The 19,764-nt window shown below is 70.8% G+C and carries 18 protein-coding genes; 8 read left to right on the forward strand and 10 right to left on the reverse strand.

Annotated features, from left to right (window positions below; all coding sequences use genetic code 11):
• Positions 1-24 precede the first annotated feature (24 nt).
• The 3 genes from AB0I91_RS13465 to AB0I91_RS13475 form a co-directional block, all read right to left on the reverse strand.
• Positions 25-696, reverse strand: a complete 672-nt coding sequence (locus tag AB0I91_RS13465; RefSeq protein ID WP_498784674.1) for a lytic polysaccharide monooxygenase auxiliary activity family 9 protein — start codon at positions 694-696, stop codon at positions 25-27.
• 231 nt (positions 697-927) lie between these two features.
• Complete coding sequence (locus AB0I91_RS13470; RefSeq protein ID WP_498784676.1) at positions 928-1,335, reverse strand: nucleoside deaminase; 408 nt, start codon at positions 1,333-1,335, stop codon at positions 928-930.
• Positions 1,332-2,165, reverse strand: coding sequence for an LLM class flavin-dependent oxidoreductase (locus AB0I91_RS13475; protein WP_498784678.1), 834 nt, complete (start codon positions 2,163-2,165; stop codon positions 1,332-1,334). The genes AB0I91_RS13470 and AB0I91_RS13475 overlap by 4 nt, the downstream gene beginning before the upstream one ends.
• Positions 2,166-2,258: 93 nt before the next feature.
• Here AB0I91_RS13475 and AB0I91_RS13480 point away from each other — a divergent pair, with 93 nt between their 5' ends.
• Positions 2,259-2,705, forward strand: coding sequence for an Lrp/AsnC family transcriptional regulator (locus tag AB0I91_RS13480; RefSeq protein WP_498784680.1), 447 nt, complete (start codon positions 2,259-2,261; stop codon positions 2,703-2,705).
• 24 nt (positions 2,706-2,729) lie between these two features.
• Here the strand turns inward: AB0I91_RS13480 and AB0I91_RS13485 are convergent, their stop codons facing one another.
• The 3 genes from AB0I91_RS13485 to bdeA all read right to left on the reverse strand — a co-directional run bounded on the left by AB0I91_RS13485 (position 2,730) and on the right by bdeA (position 5,377).
• Positions 2,730-3,602, reverse strand: coding sequence for a hypothetical protein (locus AB0I91_RS13485; RefSeq protein ID WP_499612604.1), 873 nt, complete (start codon positions 3,600-3,602; stop codon positions 2,730-2,732).
• The gene (locus AB0I91_RS13490) at positions 3,599-4,189 is read right to left on the reverse strand and encodes an RNA polymerase sigma factor (protein WP_498784684.1); all 591 of its coding nucleotides are present in this window, start codon (positions 4,187-4,189) and stop codon (positions 3,599-3,601) included. Before AB0I91_RS13490 ends, AB0I91_RS13485 begins: the two co-directional genes overlap by 4 nt.
• 318 nt (positions 4,190-4,507) lie before the next feature.
• Positions 4,508-5,377 carry a bis(hydroxyethyl) terephthalate hydrolase gene (gene bdeA / locus AB0I91_RS13495; RefSeq protein ID WP_498784686.1) on the reverse strand — a complete coding sequence of 290 codons (870 nt, stop codon included), beginning with the start codon at positions 5,375-5,377 and terminating at the stop codon, positions 4,508-4,510.
• Positions 5,378-5,650: 273 nt separating this feature from the next.
• Between bdeA and AB0I91_RS13500 the strand changes: the two genes are divergently transcribed.
• Positions 5,651-8,251 carry a glycoside hydrolase family 3 protein gene (locus tag AB0I91_RS13500; RefSeq protein ID WP_499636925.1) on the forward strand — a complete coding sequence of 867 codons (2,601 nt, stop codon included), beginning with the start codon at positions 5,651-5,653 and terminating at the stop codon, positions 8,249-8,251.
• Positions 8,252-8,574: 323 nt separating this feature from the next.
• Here AB0I91_RS13500 and AB0I91_RS13505 read toward each other — a convergent pair whose 3' ends face one another.
• Together AB0I91_RS13505 and AB0I91_RS13510 are read right to left on the reverse strand one after the other, a co-directional pair.
• Positions 8,575-9,162 (reverse strand): NAD(P)-dependent oxidoreductase, encoded by a 588-nt coding sequence (locus AB0I91_RS13505; RefSeq protein WP_499636927.1) that lies wholly within the window; start codon positions 9,160-9,162, stop codon positions 8,575-8,577.
• On the reverse strand, positions 9,137-9,994 hold the full coding sequence (locus tag AB0I91_RS13510; RefSeq protein ID WP_498784692.1) for an EamA family transporter: 858 nt from the start codon (positions 9,992-9,994) through the stop codon (positions 9,137-9,139). Before AB0I91_RS13510 ends, AB0I91_RS13505 begins: the two co-directional genes overlap by 26 nt.
• Before the next feature lie 80 nt (positions 9,995-10,074).
• Between AB0I91_RS13510 and AB0I91_RS13515 the strand changes: the two genes are divergently transcribed.
• The 3 genes from AB0I91_RS13515 (at position 10,075) to AB0I91_RS13525 (ending at position 13,280) form a co-directional block, all read left to right on the forward strand.
• Positions 10,075-10,566, forward strand: a complete 492-nt coding sequence (locus AB0I91_RS13515; protein WP_498784694.1) for a MarR family winged helix-turn-helix transcriptional regulator — start codon at positions 10,075-10,077, stop codon at positions 10,564-10,566.
• 140 nt (positions 10,567-10,706) lie between these two features.
• Positions 10,707-12,797, forward strand: coding sequence for a glycosyl hydrolase (locus tag AB0I91_RS13520; protein WP_499636928.1), 2,091 nt, complete (start codon positions 10,707-10,709; stop codon positions 12,795-12,797).
• A gap of 129 nt (positions 12,798-12,926) precedes the next feature.
• The gene (locus AB0I91_RS13525; protein WP_498784698.1) at positions 12,927-13,280 is read left to right on the forward strand and encodes a hypothetical protein; all 354 of its coding nucleotides are present in this window, start codon (positions 12,927-12,929) and stop codon (positions 13,278-13,280) included.
• 50 nt (positions 13,281-13,330) lie between these two features.
• On the opposite strand, the gene AB0I91_RS13530 is transcribed toward AB0I91_RS13525, so the two are convergent.
• Together AB0I91_RS13530 and AB0I91_RS13535 are read right to left on the reverse strand one after the other, a co-directional pair.
• Positions 13,331-14,245, reverse strand: coding sequence for an alpha/beta hydrolase (locus tag AB0I91_RS13530; RefSeq protein WP_499636930.1), 915 nt, complete (start codon positions 14,243-14,245; stop codon positions 13,331-13,333).
• 241 nt (positions 14,246-14,486) lie between these two features.
• Positions 14,487-15,803: a cytochrome P450 gene (locus AB0I91_RS13535; RefSeq protein ID WP_499636932.1), complete on the reverse strand. Its 1,317-nt coding sequence runs from the start codon at positions 15,801-15,803 to the stop codon at positions 14,487-14,489.
• Positions 15,804-16,028: 225 nt separating this feature from the next.
• Between AB0I91_RS13535 and AB0I91_RS13540 the strand changes: the two genes are divergently transcribed.
• The 3 genes from AB0I91_RS13540 to AB0I91_RS13550 all read left to right on the forward strand — a co-directional run bounded on the left by AB0I91_RS13540 (position 16,029) and on the right by AB0I91_RS13550 (position 19,734).
• Positions 16,029-16,844, forward strand: a complete 816-nt coding sequence (locus AB0I91_RS13540) for an SAM-dependent methyltransferase (RefSeq protein ID WP_499612619.1) — start codon at positions 16,029-16,031, stop codon at positions 16,842-16,844.
• Between the two features lie 228 nt (positions 16,845-17,072).
• Complete coding sequence (locus AB0I91_RS13545) at positions 17,073-19,103, forward strand: putative bifunctional diguanylate cyclase/phosphodiesterase (protein WP_499612621.1); 2,031 nt, start codon at positions 17,073-17,075, stop codon at positions 19,101-19,103.
• Positions 19,104-19,266: 163 nt separating this feature from the next.
• Positions 19,267-19,734: a DUF417 family protein gene (locus AB0I91_RS13550; RefSeq protein ID WP_499636934.1), complete on the forward strand. Its 468-nt coding sequence runs from the start codon at positions 19,267-19,269 to the stop codon at positions 19,732-19,734.
• Positions 19,735-19,764 lie beyond the last annotated feature (30 nt).

The raw sequence follows: 19,764 nt of genomic DNA on the forward strand, positions 1-19,764 counted from the left end.
TACCGGGGTTGTTGCCGGCAGGTCCTACTGGAAGTTCACGTCACTGCACAGGTAGTAGGCCTGGTCCATGTGGCTGGCCTGCCAGATCGTGAACACCACGTGGCGGCCGGTGCGGCTGCCCGCGTTGACCTGGGCCTGGTAGAGGCCCGTGGTGCCGTAGCGACCGGTCGAGGTGACCAGCTCCAGGTCGCTCCAGCGCAGCGGCGTGGTCGCGGTGTTGACGCCCTGGCGGGTGATGTAGATGCGCAGGTAGTCCGCGCCGTGCCGCGCCTGGTCGGTGATGGTCAGGGTGAACTGGCGCGGCTTGGTGGCGGTGTTCCACGCGCCGACCGCGTCGAGCGCCCGGTAGCGGCCGCTCTCGGCCAGGCCACCGCTGCACAGCTGGCCGTTCGGCAGGGCGCCCTGGTGGTTGCCGCCGACACCGTTGCGGTAGAGGCCGTTCCAGTTCCACATCGCGTTCGGGTCGGCCTTCCAGGCCTGCGCGCACATCGGGTCCGTCTGACCCATGTTCGGGTTCAGGTGGTCGCTGCCCCAGCGCTGGAAGCAGCCGTAGTTGCGCGACGGCGGGTCGGTGACCGAGCCGTGCGCGCTCGCGACGCCTGATGCGCCCACCAGGGTGACGACGCTGGCCGCGAGGACCGCGAGGACCGAGCTGAAGACGCCGATCACCGATCGGGTACCGCGTCGGAAGGTCATGTGTGTGAGTCCTCCACGTTGAGGATGACCGAGTACAGGGCTGGGAGCGCTCCCAGATCCCAAGGTAGCGAACCGCACACCGTCTGTGAACCCCATCCGCGCACGAAGCTGATTCGTTCCAGTTGGGCACCCGAACGGCCCAACCACCACCCCCGCCCGCGCGTGTCGAACGCCCGGAACCCGCGTGTCGGACGCTCAAGACCCCCGAATTCAACGTTCAGGACGCCGTCACTACCGGTAGTAGCCCTCCACCGGAACGGTCGCCTCCGCCAGCAGCGCCGGCCCTTCCTGCGGCACGGGCGCGAAGCCGCCACCCGGCTTCAGCGCGTTCAGCTGCTCGGTCGACAACGCGAACACCACCCGCCCCAGCCCCGACCGCTCGATCGCGCCCACGCACATCCCGCACGGCTGGCAGCTGGTGAACATCGTCGTCCCGGCCGCCACCTCCGGCGCGAGCGACCGCGCCGCCCACCGCGCCAGCTTCAGCTCCGGGTGCGCGGTGATGTCGTCGTCCGTCAGGCTGGTGTTGCGCTCCTCCATCAACACCGCGCCGTCCGGCCCCACCAACAACGACCCGAACGGCGGGTTGCCCGACGCGCGCGCCTCCGCCGCCAGCTCGATCGCCCTGTGCAAGCTCATCGGAACTCCTTTCGCACCGTGGCCAAAGCGTGCCACGCGACTTCGGGGTGGACGGTCTCCTGCGGATCCCCGACGAACGGGTCCAGCACCACGGCCGCCGCGCCGGACGACCGCAACTCCGCCAGGTCGCCCAGGACCTGCGCCACGGTGCCCTCGCCCAACCGCCGCTCCGGCCCCAACTCGTCGGACGTGATGTGCAGCAGAACGCGGGGGGTCAAGGCGGGCAACGGTTTCCCCTCCGCCTCCGCGATGACCTTCAACCGCGCCAACGCCTCCCGGTACCCCGAAGGCGTGAGCCGCAAGCTGTGCCACGCGTCCCCGAGCCGAACGGCCCGCCGCAGCGCCGCGTCGGAGTGCCCGCCCACCCAGATCGGGATCCGCCCGGCCCGGTAGTCCGACTCGTCGCGCCACGCCTCCCGCACCACCCGCAGACCCTCGTCGGTCAACCGGCCGCGTTCGGCGAAAGGCACACCCAGCGCCTCGTACTCCTGCCGCGCCCACCCCACGCCGACGCCGAGCACGAACCGACCGCCGGACAGCTCGTTCACGTTCGCCGCCATCCGCGCCACCAGCAACGGGTGCCGGTAGGGCAGCACGAGCACGGTGGTGCCGAGCCGGATCCGCGACGTCACCCCGGCCAGCCACGCCAGCGCGGTGAACGGCTCGTAGAACGGGGCCGGGTACTGCTCGGCCACGTCCGGCGTGACGGCCACGTGGTCGGACACCATCAAGAGGTCGAAGCCGAGGCCCTCGACCGTCCGCGCCCAGTCCCGCAGCACGTCCGGCGAGGTGCCCGGCCCGAAGTTCGGGACGTTCACACCGATCTGCACGGCGCCAACGCTATGCGGAATCCCGGCGATCCTGAAGAGACTTCCCCCTGCCTGAGGCGGCTTCCACCGCAAATTCCACGGTAAAGTCCGCCCATGACCGGGAACCTCGATCCGACCGACTGGTCCATCCTCGCCGAGCTGCAACGCGACGGCCGGATCGCGCTCAGCGAGCTGGGCCGCCGGGTCAACCTGAGCGCCTCGGCGACCACCGAACGCGTCCGCAGGCTGGAGTCCGCCGGCGTGATCACCGGCTACCGGGCCGAGGTCGACCTGGCCAAGGTCGGCTACGCCGTGCTCGCCGTCGTCCGCCTGAAGTACCCGGGCAACCGCCACGAGCCGCTGCACGCGCTGCTCGCCGACCGCCCCGAGATCCTGGAGTGCCTGCGCACCACGGGCGACGACTGCTACACGCTCAAGGTCGCCGCCACGTCCATGCCGCACCTGGAGCAGGTGGTCAACGACCTGACCGGCTTCGGCAGCACGACCACGAACATCGTCTACAGCCAGACCCTGCCGTACCGGGGCGTGGCGCCGGCGTAGCGCGACGGCACACCCCGGTCCCGGCTACCGCCAGGCCACCGCCGGCGCGCACGTCGCCGGGTCGAGGTCGCGCGCACCCGCCACGATCACCCCGTCCGGGCGCACCCAGCACTTGGTCGGGTCCCACTGGTCGCGCCACTCGCCGAGCAAAGCGCCCTGCGCGTCATAGGCGTGGACGACCCCGAGCCGGTCCCACCCCTCCGGCATGTCCCAGTCGGCCGGGTGCGCGATGCGGGCCACGAACGTGCCGTTGGCCAACCGCGCCTCCACCGACCGGCCGCCGTGCAGGTAGACGACCTTGGCGACCTGGTCCGTCACCCGTCCCACCGCCAGGTCGTAGCCCAACTGGTCGGCGTACTCCGCCTTGCCGCCCGCACCGCCGTTCGACGAGGCCACCTCGTCGAGCGCGAGCACGCCGGGCAGCCACGCCGAGTCCCAGACCAGCCGGGCGGCCGCGTTGTACGGCATCACCGGACCGTCCACGGTGCAGCCCACCTGCTCGCTCGACGTGTAGAGCAGGGCGAACGCGCCGACGTCGTCGGTGACGTACTGGTGCAGCACCGCCTTGCCGGGCCGCAGCGTGCTCTCCATGCAGCCCCGCTCGATCTCGCCGATGCGTTCGGCGGACAACCCCGGCACCACCGGCGGCCCGGCCGGCGCGGCGGACGTCGTGGTCGTCACCACCACCTGGCTCGCCGCGGTCCCCTCGCCACCCTGCCGCGCCGGCACCACGACCGCGACCAGGGCGACCACGGCCGCCGCCGCGACACCGGCCGTGAGCAGGGGCGCGAACCGGACGGCGCGGCGACCGCCGGTCACCTCCTGCTCCAGCCGCGCGCGGATCTGCGCCCGGCGACGGGGCGGAACGTCCCGGGTCGGGGGGAGTGCGTGGTTCATCGGTCCTCCAGGGTGAGCGCGGGAACGGCGACGACCGGCGCGGCGCCCAGCCTGCGGGTCAGCCGGGCCTTCGCCTTGCTGACCCTGGCCCGGACGCTGACCTCGGCGATGCCGAGCACGCCGGCGGCGTCGGCGTACGACACGCCGGACCACACGCACAGCGCGAGCGCTTCCCGTTCGTTGCGGGGCAGTTCCTCGACGGCGGCCAGCAGCAACGCCATCCGCCGCTGGTCGTCGACCCGCTCGGCCACCTGGTCGGCGTGGTCGGGGACCGGGGTCTCCACCGGCGCCTTGCGGAACAGCCGCAGCCGACGCGCCACCGTGCGCCGGTCGCTGCGCACCACGTTCGTGGCCACGGCCAGCAGCCACGGCAGGGCGGAGTCGTGCTCCAGCCGCAGCCGGTCGCGCTTGCGCCAGGCCACCAGGAACGTGTTCTGCAGGTGGTCCTCGGCCGCCGCCCACGACGCGGTCAGCCGGAAGCAGTGGTTGTAGACCGCCTTGGCGTGCCGGTCGAACAGCACGCCGAAGGCCGGCCCGCTCCCTGCCGCGGCCTGTGACCACAGGGTGCGGTCGTCATCGGTCGTCATGTCCTGCTTGTGCCCACCAGCCGAGGAGGTGTTGCCTCGCGTCGGGACGGGCGGAACGCCGAAAGGGCCGCCGTCAGCCGGGGCGGCCTCATCGTCGAGACCCCCGAGGCGTGAGGGAGAGCGCTCTCGCCCCACACCCCTGCCAAGCTGACGGCGGCCCCTCGAACCCGACAACGCCGCCGCCGTGCGTTGCGGGACGTCTGGGAACGTTCCCAGGTCTGACGGTAGCGCACCGCCGCCACCGCCGGCAAGCGCTTTCCTGCGGACCGACCACTGGGCCGTTCGCGCTGCTGAACAGCGAGAACGGCCCAGCGGGCCTCACGAGTGCGGACAGGTGTCGCGGTACTCGGAGATGGCCGTGCCACGGGGTGCGGGGCACAGGAACTGCTCGTACCGGGTGTCGTTGTCGACGAACCGCTTGAGCCACGCGATGCTGTACTTCGCGATCGTCGTGTTGGAGCTGTTCGGCGCGTAGTGGCTCGCGCCCTCCAGCTCCAGGTACGCCTTGTCCAGAGTGGACGGCAGGCTGGTGTAGAACGGCTCCGAGTGCGACGACACCGACGCCACCGAGTCGTTCTCCGCGCCGACGATCAGCGTCGGCGTCTGCACCGTCGACCACGTCTTGGTGGTGTTCCACGGGGTCAGCGGGATCGAGGCCTGCAGGCTCGGCCGGTCCTTCGTGGCCTCCAGCGCGCCTCCGCCGCCCATCGAGTGGCCCATCACGCCCAGCCGCGAGGCGTCGATCCGACTCCGCACGGAGCTGCTCGTCGTGAGGTAGTCCAACGCGGCCAGCAGCTGGTCGCCGCGCGAGGACGGCTGGTCGTACCGCGAGTTCGTGTCGATGATGAAGATGACGAAGCCCTGCGAGGCCAGCCGCGGTCCGAGCCACGAAAGGCTGGACTGGCTGGCCGTGTAGCCGGGCGAGACCGCGATCGCGCCGAACGTGCCCTCGGCGGTGCTGGTCGGGTAGTAGACGGTGCCGCCGCCGAAGCCGCGCACGCTGACCGACGACACCGTGGTCTGGCTGGTGGCGAACGGCCCGCGGGTGGCCTCGATGCTCGCGGTGCTCGGCGCCGGACCGCGTTCGTAGGGGTTCTCGGCGGCCTGGGCGACCGTGCCGGACGTGGTGAGGGCAACCACCGCGGCGAATACCAGGGCGCGGCGGGACAGGGGAGACCTCAGGGACATGGTGTGCTCTTCCCGGCGTGGCAAGGACTTGGCGGATAGTCCTCAGTGGACCTTGCTTGGCGCGTCAGAGTCTGACGCGCTACCTACTCCGGAGTCAAGTAACCGTCTCGCCACGCTGCGTGACGCGAAGGATATTCACCTCCGCGGACCGGGAAACCGGCCGACGACCGTAACTCCGACCTGCGAGGAAGCGCTCCCACGCACCTCTTGACCACGACCCACCCGATCACGAAGATCGGCCGCGACAGAGCCGTCGGACGAACGGAACCGCCGATGTCCCGCAGACACCTGAGCACCGCCCTGGCCGCGGTGCTCGCCGCCGGTCTCCTCACCGGAGGCGCCGCGGCCTCCCCGGAAGCGTCACGCCGGCCGGTCATCGGCGAGCCGCGCACCGAGCACGGCTGCGCCCGGATCGAGGAGCACCTCCCGCACCTGGACGAGTGGCCGAAGGTCGACAGCCGGGTCAAGTCGAACCCGTCCGACGAGCGGCGCGTCAAGAAGATCCTCGCGGGCATGACCCTGGCCGAGAAGGTCGGCCAGATGACGCAGCCGGAGATCGGCGCCATCACCCCGGACGAGGTGCGCGAGTACGGCATCGGCTCGGTCCTCAACGGCGGCGGCTCGTGGCCGGGCCGCGACAAGCACGCGTCACCCCAAGCCTGGCTCGCCCTGGCCGACGCCTATTGGGACGCGTCCAAGGCCAGCCGCACGGGCATCCCCGCCATCTGGGGCATCGACGCCGTGCACGGCAACAACAACGTCTACGGCGCCACGGTCTTCCCGCACAACATCGGCCTGGGCGCGGCGCACGACCCGTGCCTGATCCGGGACATCGGCAAGGCGACCGCCGAGCAGCTCCGCGCCACCGGCCAGGACTGGGCGTTCGCGCCGACCCTGGCCGTGCCCCTCGACGACCGCTGGGGCCGCACCTACGAGGGCTTCTCCGAGGACCCGCGGATCACCCGCGCCTACGGCTACGAAGCCACCCGGGGCCTGCAGGGCAACAGCCGCAGCCGCGTCGGCGTGCTCGCCACCGCCAAGCACTTCATCGGCGACGGCGGCACCACCGGCGGCAAGGACCAGGGCGTCAACCCGGCCTCCGAAGCCGAGATGATCAACGTGCACGGCCAGGGCTACTACGGCGCGCTCGCCGCCGGCGCCCAGACCGTGATGGTGTCGTTCAACAGCTGGACCAACGACGAGCTCGACGAGGGCAAGCTGCACGGCAGCAAGCTCGCGGTGAACGACATCCTCAAGGGCAAGATGGGCTTCGACGGCCTCGTCGTCTCCGACTGGAACGGCATCGGCCAGGTCGCCGGCTGCACCAACTCGTCCTGCCCCCGGGCGATCAACGCGGGCATCGACGTCGTCATGGTGCCCAACGACTGGAAGGCGTTCATCGCCAACACGGTCGCCCAGGTCGAGAACGGTGAGATCCCCCTCGCCCGCATCGACGACGCCGTGACCCGGATCCTCCGCGTCAAGCTCCGCTCCGGCGTCCTCGACGGCGAGAGGCCGTCCGAACGCGACCACGCCGGCTCCACCGACGCCCTCGAAGCCCGCAAACTGGCCCGCGAGTCGGTCCGCAAGAGCCAAGTCCTGCTCAAGAACAACAACCGCGTCCTCCCCCTCTCCCCGCGCGCCAAGGTGCTGGTCGTCGGCAAGAGCGCCGACAGCATGCAGAACCAGACCGGCGGCTGGACCCTGACCTGGCAGGGCACCGGCAACACCAACGCCGACTTCCCCAACGGCACCACCGTCCTCGGCGGCCTCAAGGAAGCCCTCGGCGAGCAGAACGTCGTGTTCAGCGAAACCGGCGACGTCGATCCCGCCGGCTTCGACGCCGTGATCGCGGTCCTCGGCGAGACCCCGTACGCGGAGGGCGTCGGCGACATCGGCAAGCGCTCCCTGGAGGCGGCCAAGCTCTACCCGAACGACCTCGCCGTCCTCGACAAGGTCAGCGGCAAGGGCGCCCCGGTCGTCACCGTCTACCTCTCCGGCCGCCCGCTGCACGTCAACAAGGAGCTGAACCGCTCCGACGCCTTCGTGGCGTCCTGGCTGCCCGGCACCGAGGGCGGCGGCGTCGCCGACCTGCTGGTCCGCGGCAAGCACACCTACCCCGGCTTCACCGGCGAGCTCTCGTTCTCCTGGCCGCGCAGCGCCTGCCAGACACCCCTCGACGCCGACGGCGACCCGCTCTTCAAGCCCGGCTACGGCCTCCGCTCGTGGCAGACCGGCAACCTCGGCCGACTGGACGAGACCTCCCCCGAGTTCGGCTGCTCCGGCAACAACGGCGGCGGCACCGCCACCGAGGACCTCGACCTCCACGTCCGCACCGACATCGCCCCTTACCGCAGCTACATCGGCTCACCGGACAACTGGAGCGGCACCGAACTGGGCCCGGACGGCGAGGCGGCGCACAGCTCGATCACCGTCGTGCCCGCCGACGTCAACGTCCAAGGCGACGCCATGAAGACCACCTGGACCGGCACGGGCCCCGGCCAGGTCTACCTCCAGGACCCGGCGGGCGGCACCGACCTGCGCGGCTACCTCAACGCCAACGCCGCCCTGGTCTTCGACGTCATCGTCCACCAGGCCCCAGCCGCCCGGACCGTCCTGAGCACCCACTGCCAGTACCCGTGCTTCGCCGAGGTCAACGCGACCAACCTCTTCACCAACCTCCCCACCGGCGTCAAGTCCACGGTGAAGATCCCGATCTCGTGCTTCGCCCAAGGCGGCCTCGACCTGGAAAACGTCAACACCCCATTCCTCGTCTACACCGACGGCACCTTCCAAGCCTCCTTCGCCAACGTCCGCTGGACCCCCAAAGCCGCCACCGACCCCGACGCCAAACCCTGCACCGACCTGACCTGACTCCCTTCCCCACCCTCCTTCCCCCCACCCCCTCCCCACCCACCCCCATGCCGTCCACTGACACGAAGCCCTTCCCCCCAAATGAAGGGCTTCGTGTCATCCCGCCGACCTGGCGCAGCCCTACCGCACGTGTCAAGGGGGGCGCTGTTCACCGATGCCCGCACCGTCCACTGTTGCCGCCCCCCTTGATACGTGTGGTAGCCCTTGTGGAGGTCGGTGGGATGACACGAAACCCGCACCACAACGGACCCGCCGCCGAACCACCCACCCCGCCGTCATCCTGCTGATCTGCCCGTCCGGCGAGGACTCTTTTCATCTCTCACCTAATACCCCACCGTGAACCGAGCCCGCCGATGCCGAGGCATCTCGACCTCGTCCACCAACGCCACCGCCAGATCCTCGATCGAGATCACCTCACCGACCTGCTCGTCCCGACCGACCCGGAACACCCCGGTCCGCTGACCGGGCTTCAACAACACCGGCGGGCTCAGGTACGTCCAGTCCGCCTCACGATCGGCCCGGCACACCGCCAGCTGCTCGGCGCCCGCCCTCGCGATCGGCCCGAGCTCCACCGGGAAGCCCGGCGCCTCCAGCACCGTGTGCCCAGCCGGCGTCACGAGGCTGCCCGCGCCACCGACCACCACCAACCGCGCCCCGGTCTCCGCCGCACCGGCGAGCAACGCCCGCGTGGCCTCGACCAGCTGACCTTCCTCCCCGTCGGCCGGCCGAGTAGCGCCGATCACCACATCCCGGCCCTTGCTGAGGCGCACCACGTCCGCGAGCACGCTCGCGTCGCCGACCTCACTGCCCGGACCGGGCCGACGGCTGACGGCCGTGACCTCGTGGCCCCGCCGCCGCGCCTCCTCGACCACCTTCCTCCCGACGCTACCGAACGCTCCGAACACGGTCATCCACACGACTTTCCCCCTTCTTCAGCTGAGCCGTCACCAACGCCCCGAGCACCACCACCGCGCCGACCACCTGCAACGCCGTCAGGTCCTGGCTCAACACGAGCCACCCCACCGCCGTCGCGACAACCGGGCTGAGCAGCCCGAGGAACGTCACCTGCGTCGCCGCCAGCACCCGGATCCCGCGGAACCACAGGGCGTACGACAGCGCCCCGCCGATCACGCCCAAGTACACGAAGCCGCCGACGTTCGCCGCCGTCAACGCGGGTGGCGGCCCTTCGACCAGGAGCGTCACCGGCAGCAGCACGACACCGCCGGCCACCAGCTGCCACCCGGTCACCGCCAACAACGGCGCGGGCGTCGTCCACCGCTTGCTCAGCACCACCCCGGCCGCCATCACGACCGCGCCACCCAGCGCCGCCGCCACGCCGACCCAGTCCAGCCGCGCATCGGCCCGCAGCACCAGCAGCGCCACGCCCACGACGCCCGCCACCCCGGCCAGCGCCACCCGCGCCGTCATCCGCTGCCCGAGCAGCACCACCGCCAACCCGGCCACCACCAGCGGCTGCACGGCTCCGACCGTCGCCGCCACCCCGCCCGGCAACCGGTACGCCGCCAGGAACAGCAACGGCAGGAACACGCCGATGTTCAGCGTGCCCAGCACCAGCGAGCGCCACCACCAGTCACCCTTCGGCAGCTGTCGCGTGACCGCCACCAGCAGCAACCCGGCCGGCAACGCCCGCAACAGCCCCGCCAGCAGTGGCCGGTCCGGTGGCAGGTACTCCGTGGTGACGTAGTAGGTCGTGCCCCACACGGCGGGGGCGAGCGCGGTCACCCATTTGCTTAGCACTAAGACAAACTAACTCACCGCTAAGGTATCTCCACGGTGACTTACCTCACCGCTAAGCTAGTTCGATGGCAGACCACGTCGACCTCGTCCTCGGTCAGTGGCACGCGCAGCGCCCCGACCTCGACGTCTCGCCGATGGCGGTGATCGGCAGGCTCAGCCGCCTCGCCCGGCTGGTGGACGGCGAGCTGGGCAAGACCTTCGCCGCGCACGACCTGGACCGGGCGTCGTTCGACGTGCTCGCCACCCTGCGCCGCAGCGCGCCGCCGCACCGGCTGACCCCGACCGAGCTGATGCGCGCCTCGATGGTCACCTCCGGCGCCGTGACGCAACGGCTCGACCGCCTCGAAGCCCGCGGACTGGTCGTCCGAACCCCCAACGAGCACGACGGCCGAGGCGTGGTCGTCGCCCTCACCGACGCCGGTCGCGACCTGATCGACCGCACCCTGCCCGACCACCTCGCCACGGAGAACCGCCTGCTCAGCGCGCTGTCGCCCGCAGAGCGAACCGCTCTCGCCGACACCCTGAAGCACCTGCTGGAATCCCTCGGCGACAAGTAACCGCCGCAAGTTTCTTCACTTACGAAACTTACCGCGCTAGGGTGCCTTCTCACCGGCCGCTTAACCGCTTAATGGAGCCGAACCCCGCACCCCGCACCCAACCTCACACCTCACACCGCTCAACGCCGAGAGGGTCCGCCATGAGGAAACGCTCCGCCGCCAGACAGGTGACCACCGCCGCCCTCACCACCGCCGCCCTCACCACCACCGCCATCACCACCACCCTCGCCGCCGCCCTCCTGAGCTCCGGCGCGATCTCCACCGCCGCCCCGGCCGACACCGCCCAACGGCACCCCAAGCCGCAGTCGGTCCGGATCTCCGACCCGCACGCCACCCCCGAAACCCGGTCCCTCTTCTCGTACCTGCGCGACCAGCAGGGCAGGGGCGTGCTGTTCGGCCACCAGCAGACGACCGAGTTCGGCGTCACCTGGGACGAGTTCACCGAGACAGACGGGCTGAAGTCCGACGTCAAGGCCGGCGTCGGCGACCACCCGGCGGTGTTCGGCTGGGACACCGGCCACCTCGGCCACGGCTCGTCGCCCGGCGACCCGGCCCCGGAGGAGAACTTCCAGGCCACCGTCAAGCTGATCGAGACCGCGCACAACGAGATCGGCGGCGTGCACACCCTCGCGTCCCACATGGACAACTTCGTCACCGGCGGCAGCTTCTACGACACCAACGGCGACGTCGTCACCCGCATCCTGCCCGGCGGCGACCACCACGCGCAGTTCAACGCCTACCTCGACCGGGTCGCCCGCCTCGCGCACGAGGTCGACGACCGCGACGGCAACCCGATCCCGATGATCTACCGGCCGTTCCACGAGAACAGCGGTTCGTGGTTCTGGTGGGGCGCGGCGCACGCGTCACCGGCGAAGTACGTCGAGCTGTTCCGCTACACCGTCGAGTACCTGCGCGACGTCAAGGACGTGCACAACTTCCTGTACGCCTACTCGCCCGGCGGCGGCTTCGGCGGCGTGGACGACGTCTACCTGCGCACTTACCCGGGTGACAACTACATCGACGTGCTCGGCATCGACAGCTACGACGGCAGCAACGGGTCGCAGCAGTTCCTGGACGGCGTCGTCGCCGACCTCGGCATGATCGCGCGCATTGCCCAGGCCAAGGACAAGGTCTCGGCGTTCACCGAGTACGGCATCAGCGGCGCGCTGAAGCCCAACGGGCAGAACGGGAACCTGAACTGGTTCACCACGATGTTCAACGCCATCAAGGCCGACCCGTGGGCCGGTCGCAGCGCGTTCATGCTGACCTGGGTGAACTTCGGCACCGAGCAGTTCTTCCTGCCGTACCCGGCGACCGCCACCGAGCCCGAGCACGAACTGCTGCCCGACCTCAAGCGGCTGCACGCCGACCCGTACGCCGTGTTCAGCTCCGCGCTCGACCTCTCCGACGTCTACGGGCGCAAGGTGAAGGCCGAGGCGCACAAGCCGTTCCTGCACGTCGTGTCGCCGCCGGACGGTGAGCGGATCACGACGCCGACCACCACCGTTCGCGTGCGACTGCTCGACGCCAAGCCAGCGCTCGTCTACTACACCGTCGGCGACGACCCGACCAAGCACCTGCTCACGCTGGACCGGGGCACCGGGTACTACACCGGCACCTGGGACATCGGCGCGGAGAACCTGACCAACAAGGTCACCCGGCTCAAGGTGACCGCGTTGACGCCGCGTGGCACGTTGTCCGCGACGAACCGCCTGATCCTCGGCGCGAAGCCGCCGCTCGCGCCCGGTGTCGTCGACGACTTCGAAGGCCACGTCGACGACACGGCGTTGGGCGCGGAGTACAGCCCGTACGGGACGAACCGCATCTCGCTGGCGGCCGAGAACGGCGGCAAGGCGCTGAAGTTCGACTACGACTTCGGCTTCCAGACCTACACCGGCGTCGGCAAGCGGATCTCGGGTGACTGGTCGACCTACACCGGGTTGTCGTTCTGGCTGCGGCCCGACGGGTCGAACCACAAGCTGGTGCTGCAGCTGAACGCCGGCGGGGTGGCCTACGAGGCGTACCCGTCGATGTCCGGCACGTCGGCCGGGATCGTGACGATCCCGTTCGCGGACTGGCGCCCGGCGCCGTGGGACACGGGCAACGCGCACCGGCGGATCACGCCGGAGGACCTGAAGAACCTGTCCCAGTTCAACATCTTCGTCAACCAGGTCGACGGCAACCCGGTCGTGACCGGCACCTTCTACCTGGACGACATCCGGGCGAGCTGAGCGGGCCCACCGAGCCCGCCCGCGTGCGCTGCCACGTGCCCGGCGCGCACGCGGGCGGTTCCATTCGGCCGATTGCCACCGCCGTCCACCTTGGGTTGGCTTTGGATACACGCGATCCAAGGGGGACCCATGACACTCTTCACGCTCTTAAGCGCGCTCCTGCTCTCCGCCTCCGCAGCCACCGCCTCCGCCACCGCAGCCACTGCCTCCGACGTGAGCCCGCACTGCCAGGAATCCGGCTACTGCGTCTTCTCCGGCGCCTCGTTCACCGGCGCCCGCGCCATCGTGCCCCTGTCCTACGGCTGCCACCCCGTCACCGACCTGGGCTTCACCACGGCCCGCTCCGCCGCCCGCGGCTTCGGCGACGGCACCGCGCTACAACTGTTCGCCGACAGCACCTGCACCACCCGCGTAGCCACCGTCTACCACGAGGTCCCCACCACCACCGCGACGTCTTACCGCCTGATGCCGATCCCGACCTGACCCGCGTCCTGCGCGTCCACCACGGGTGCTCCGAGCGTTGGACAAGCGGGTCAGAGCGTGGTGGTCCAGGCCAGGACGGCTTGGTGGTAGGAGGGGGCGTTGGGCGCGTAGTTGATGGAGTGGCCGTAGTCGGGCAGCACGTGGGCGCGCAGGCGGGCGGCGGGGGAGAAGAACGGGGACTCCGAGGCGCGCAGGGCCTCCGCCGACCCGCAGTCGCTGCCCAGCGGTCGGCCGCAGAAGTGGGTGTCGCCCGCGCCGACCACGACCATCACCGGCACGTCGATCAGCCGCGTGAACGGCACGACCACGTTGTTCAACGTGATCGTGTCCACCGCCTCCGACGCCGCGAACACGTCCTTGGTGGCCTCGTCGAACCCGATCGCGTCGTCCACCCGCGCGCCGGGCGAGTGGAACGACCCGTAACGCGTGCCGGGCGCGGTCGTCAGGTAGCCCACGTCCAGCCCGGACCGCCGCAGCTGCGGGTCCAGCACCGCCGGGATCATGCCCGCCAACGCCGGGACCACGGTGATGAGGTTCATCCGGTGCGTGAAACCGGTGACGAGCACGCCGTCCACGTCGCCGTACGTCCCCGCCTCGATCAACGCCATCGCCGCACCGATCGAGTGGCCGCCGACGACCACCTTCTCGAACCGCGGCCGGACGGCCCGCACCACCTGGTGCACGGCGTGCGCCTGGGTCGACGCCGTCACCAACGCGCTCAACGGCCGCGAGCTGCGCCCGGTGCCGAGCCGGTCCACGGCCAGCGTCGCGATACCGGCCCGGTTCATCGCCTGCCGGTACGACCGGGTGTCCGGCGAGTACGAGATGTCCCAGTACGAGCTGTTGTACGTGCCGCCGGGGATCAACACCTGGACGGTGGACGCGCCCGCCGGCGTGCACAGCCTGCCGTGCACGGAATGCGGCGTGCCGAGCACCGCCACCGGCACCCGCAAGTCCTCGCACACGACCTGCGCCCCGGACGCCGGACTCGACACAGCGCCCGCAGGAGCTGCCGGCAGCAGACCGGCCGACACGGCGAGCAAGACAACCGCGGACAACCGCAATCGCGACCAACGCACGACTCGACAACCTCCTGGGTCCGAAACCACTGTCACAACCTGCGCCGCCCCAACCCGCGCTCCCACCCGCCGCACCGCACAACCCGTACCGCCACACGCCGCCCCACCCCACGCCACGACCTCGCGCTCAACGGGGTACCGCCGTCATCAGCAGTCCGCTGGGATAGGCGGTCGACGTGAACTTGGTGCGCACGGCCTTGCCGGGCACCGGCACGAGCCGCCACCTCGACAGCACGGTGGCGAGGGTGATCACGATCTCGGTCTGCGCGAACACGTTGCCCAGGCACTGCCGCGCGCCCGCCGCGAACGGGATGTAAGCGCCGCGCGGCACCGGGACGGACGGGGACAACCACCGGTCGGGGTCGAACCGGTGCGGGTCGGGGAAGGACGCCGGGTCGTGGTGCAGGGCGTGCGGGCTCACGATGACCTCGGCGCCCACCGGTAACTCCACCCCGCCGAGCGAGACCGGCTCGACGGCCCGCCGCATCAGGATCCACAGCGGGTACCGCCGCAGCACCTCGTTCACCACCGCCGCCGCGTACGTCAGCCGAGGCACGTCGGCGAAGGTCACCGGCCGCCCGCCGAGCACCTCGTCGAGCTCCGCGACCAGCCGCTCCTCCACCTCCGGGTGCCGCGCCACCTCGTGGAACGCCCACGCCAGCGCCAGCGCGGTGGTCTCGATGCCCGCGGTGAGCAGGGTCAGCACCTCGTCGTAGGTCTGCTGGTCGGTCATGCCGTCGCCGGACTCGTCCTGCGCCAGCAACAGCATCGACAGCAGGTCGCCGTGGTCGGCCACGCCCTCGGCCCGCCTGCTCGCGATGACCTCCAGCACGATCGCGCGCATCCGCGCGATGGCCCGGTCGAACTCGCGGTTGCCCGGCAGCGGCAGCTTCTCCACGAACGACGGCGACAGCGCGCGCACCATGCCCTGCTTGATCACCACGAACACCGACCGCCGCACCTCGGCGATCACCCGCTGCCCGAGCTCGGTGGAGAACAGGGCCTCGCCGACGACGGTGACCGCCAGCGCCTGCATGTCGTCCTCGACCACCCGCACCTCGCCAGGCGTCCACGACCTGGTCAACGCGGTCGCGGCGCGCACCATCGTCCCCGCGTACCGGTCGATCCGGTCCAGGTGGAACGCGGGCTGCACCATCCGCCGCTGCCGCAGGTGGAACGCGCCGTCGGAAAGCACCAGACCATTGCCCACGTAAGGGCGGAACTTGTCGAACATCGCGCCTTTGCGGAACCGCGAACCGTCCGTGACCAGCACTTGGTGCACAAGTTGAGGAGTGGTCACGAAATACGTCGTCATCGGACCGAGGTCCACCTTCACCACTTCGCCGTGATCGCGCAGTGATGCGGTGAACTCGTGTCGTCCGCGCAGCATCGCCAGGGAGTGGCCGAGGAATGGCAGCCGACCGGGAGCCGTCGGGACACCCATGTCAGCTCCTCTCCGGCCGCCGAAAGCGACGGCCCACGATAGGACCCGTTCGGTGGAAGGTGATAGCGCCCGTTCGGGTGGGTTGGTGTCGCACCGACGGGGGACGACTACTGGTTCCGCCCACCCAGTACTCTCGCCGATCCCGAACCATCCCGAACCGATCCCCGAACCCATCCCGCACCGATCCCCGAACCATCCCCGAGATGCGAAGAGGTGCCCGCAATCATGGCGCAGCGCGAATGGATTCCACCCGGCGTGGACATCTCCGTGCCCAGCGTGGCCCGGACCTACGACTACATGCTCGGCGGCGGGCACAACTTCGCCGTCGACCGGGCGCTCGGCGAGCGGATCGAGGCGACCATGCCCGGCCTGCGCAACGCCGCGCGCGTCAACCGTGCGTTCCTCGGCCGCGTCGTGCGGTTCATGGTGGAGCAGGGCGTGCGGCAGTTCCTCGACATCGGCTCCGGCATCCCGACCGTCGGCAACGTGCACGAGGTCGCCCAGGCGGCGGCGCCCGGCTGCCGCGTCGTCTACGTCGACCGGGACCCGGTCGCCGTCGCGCACAGCGACCTGATGCTGGTCGGCAACGACGACGCGGCCGTCGTGCAGGCCGACATGCGCGAGCCCGACGCGATCCTGGGCAGCGACGCGGCCGCCCGGCTGCTCGACTTCGACCAGCCGATCGGCGTGCTCATGCTGCTGATGCTGCACTGGGTGCCGGACTCCGCCGATCCCCGCGCGCTGGTCGCCCGCTACCGCGACGCGCTCGCGCCCGGCAGCTACCTCGCGGTCACCCACGCCACCGGCGACAACCAGGGCGAGAACCTGGCCGACGCGACCGATGCGATCAAGCGGAGCAACAGCCCCGATCAGGTGAACTTGCGTTCCCGCGCCGAGATCGAGGAGATGTTCGACGGATTCGAACTGGTCGAACCGGGTCTGGTCGGTTGCGGTGAATGGCGGCCCGGTGGACCTGGTGACATCGCCACCGAGCCCGACATGAACATGCTGGTCTACGCGGGGGTCGGCCGAAAGGTATGAGCCAAAAGAGGTGAATTGCCCGGAGGAAGTCACCGTGGGTGTTCGCGGTTCACACTTCCGGTTGAGTGTTGGCCGGCGGGGGGTGGGTAAACTGCCGCGAATCCTCGATATCACAACAGGGCAACGGGAATGTCGATCCCCAGTCAGAGACAAGGAGCCACGTCACCACCCGAACGTGGCCGGGAACTCCTCGCGCGGAAGTGGTCGTACCTGCTCAGCGGAGCCGTGGTGGTCGCGCTGGACAGGAACGAACTCGACCGCGAAATGCGGGACCGCCTGGACGACCTGTGCGCGGCGGTGCACGCCGAGGCCACTCCCGGGTCGCCGGCGGCGCGGCCGGCCGAGCGGATCGGCGAACAGCTCGTCGCGCTCGGGTACGTCACCGAGGACGGCTTGCGCGTGACCCTCGACGTGCTCGGGAAAGGGCTGCTGGGGCTCTCGGAGTTCCAACCCGTGGAACGCTTCGCCCAGCCGATCGTGGCCGTGCTCGGCGCGTTGTCGGCCGGTTTCCTGGCGGCGAGCAGGCGCGCGGTGTTCGAGCAGCAGGAGTCCATGCAGCTGTCGCTGCTCAAGGCGGTCCGCGACGCCCAGTGGCACCTCAAGGAGAGCGAGGCGCGGTTCGAGGAGGTCGTCACGTCGTCGGCCAGCGGGATCCTGGTGGTCGACCCGGCCGGGCGGATCGTGCGGGCCAACGCGGCGATCGGCGACATCCTCGGCTACACGACCGAGGAGCTGACCGGCTTCGCCCTGTTCGACCTCGTGCACCCGGACTCGGTCCGGGTCCTCGGCGAGGCGATGCTGGCGCTGCTCGAGGACCGGCAGGAACGGGTCCGGCAGCCGCAGCGGTTGCTGCGCAAGGACGGCGACGTCGCGCGGATCTCGCTGACGGTGTCGCTGCTGCGCGGCGCGGACGACCAGCCCGTGCACTTCGTCGCCGTGATCGAGGACGGCACGGAGCTGATGCTGCTCCAATCGGAGCTGAACCGGCAGGCGCTGCACGACGTGTCGACCGGGCTGCCGAACCGGCAGTACTTCACCACCCACCTGGAGAGCGCGCTGCGCCGGGCCGACCCGGTGCGCGGGATCAGCCTCTTCCACCTGGACGTCGACGCGTTCGGCATGGTGTGCAACAGCCTCGGCCGGCCCACCGGCGAACGGCTGCTCGTGCACGTGTCGCAGCGGCTGAAAGCCGTGCTGGCGCGCGAGAAGGCGATGATCGCCCGGCTCGCCGACGACGAGTTCGCCATCCTGGTCGAGAACGCCGCCACCACGCCGGACGTCTCCAGCACGGTGGCCGAGATCAACCGCGAGCTGGCCGAGCCGGTGTACTTCGACGACCGCGGGCTGGCCGTGTCGGTCAGCGTCGGCGTGGTGCGCAGACCGCCGCCGGACTGGGAGCCCGCCGACGTGATGCGGGCCGCCGAGCAGGCGCTGCGGCGGGCGAAGTCGGGTGGTCGCGGCCAGTGGGCGCTGTTCGACGACGGGCAGGACGCGGTCGAGCGGCGGGCCGACGCGCTCGCCGTCGCCATGCCCGGCGCCTGGGAGCACGGCGAGGTCGGCGTGCGGTACCGGCCGGTGGTGGAGCTGGCCGGTCGCGCGTTGGTCGGCGTGGCGGCGACGCTGCACTGGGACCGCGGCGACGACTCGCTCGACCACGCGGAGTGCGCCGCGCTGGCCGAGCGGACGGGTCTGGTCCTGCCGTTGGGCGAGTGGCAGCTGGCCACCGCGTGCGGGCAGGTGCGGTGGTGGGGCCAGAGCGGCGGGTTCACCGCGGCGCTGCACGTCGGCCTGACCAGGAACCAGTCGCGTGACGGCGACCTGGTCCGCCGGGTGCGCCGGGTGCTGGACGACACGGGGTTGCCCGGCTCGCGGCTGGTGATCGGGATGCCGGTCGCGGTGCTGGCGGAGACCGAGGCGGTGGACAACCTGACCGTGCTGGCCGAGCTGGGCGTCGGCACGTCGCTGGACGACTTCGGCCTCGGGCCGGACGACCTGGCGGTGGCCGCGGAGCTGCCGATCGGGTCGGTGCGGGTGGCGCGGCGGCTGGTCGAGCGGCAGTCCCGCGGCGAGGCGGACTACCTGGCCGAGCTGGTGTCGGTGGCCCGACGTGCGGGCATCCGGGTGCTGGTCGACGGGCTGGAGACGCGCGAGCAGGCCGACTGGTGGCGTGCGGCGGGCGTGGTCGCGGGCACGGGCCCGTTCTTCGGCGACCCGCTGCCCGCGGGCGCGTTCCCTGACCCGATCGAGTGGTACGACTAGCCGCCATCTGGGACGGCGTGGAATCAGGCCTTCACAGCGCGTTTCCTTACCGTTACAGTTCTGGGAGCGCTCCCAGAACTGTTCCGGTCAGTGTGGACCGCGGAACGGGCCTTCCTTCGCGGGCGGGTCGGACGTGGTCCCGCACGCGAAGGAAGTGATGTGGATGACGGAGTTCCCGCCCCGTCTGGATGCGCCCGCGCACGCCCTGCGGACGTTGAGCATCCCGTTGCTGCGGGGCTCGCTCGGAGTGGTGTTCGTGTGGTTCGGCGCCCTCAAGGTGACCGGCACGACCCCGGTGGCCGACCTGGTCGCGCGGACCGTTCCGTGGCTCGACCCGGGCGTCTTCGTGTTCGCGCTCGGAGTGGTGGAAGTGGTGCTCGGCATCGCCCTGGTGGTGGGCTTCCGGTTGCGCTGGGTGGCGCTGCTGGTCGTGCTCCACCTGGCGGGCACGTTCTCCACGCTCGTCCTGCAGCCGTCCGTCGCGTTCCAGACGGGCAACCCGCTGCTGTTGACCATGACCGGCGAGTTCGTGGTCAAGAACCTGGTCCTGATCACGGCGGGCCTTGCGGTCATGTCGGCGGACGCACCCGTGCGGCAGCGGGTGGCGCGCGCCGACGTCGCCCGGCGGTGATCGCGGCGCCGCGGGGTCCCGACCGACCCC

This window comes from Actinosynnema sp. NPDC049800, assembly GCF_040656635.1.
Classification (GTDB): Bacteria; Actinomycetota; Actinomycetes; order Mycobacteriales; family Pseudonocardiaceae; genus Actinosynnema.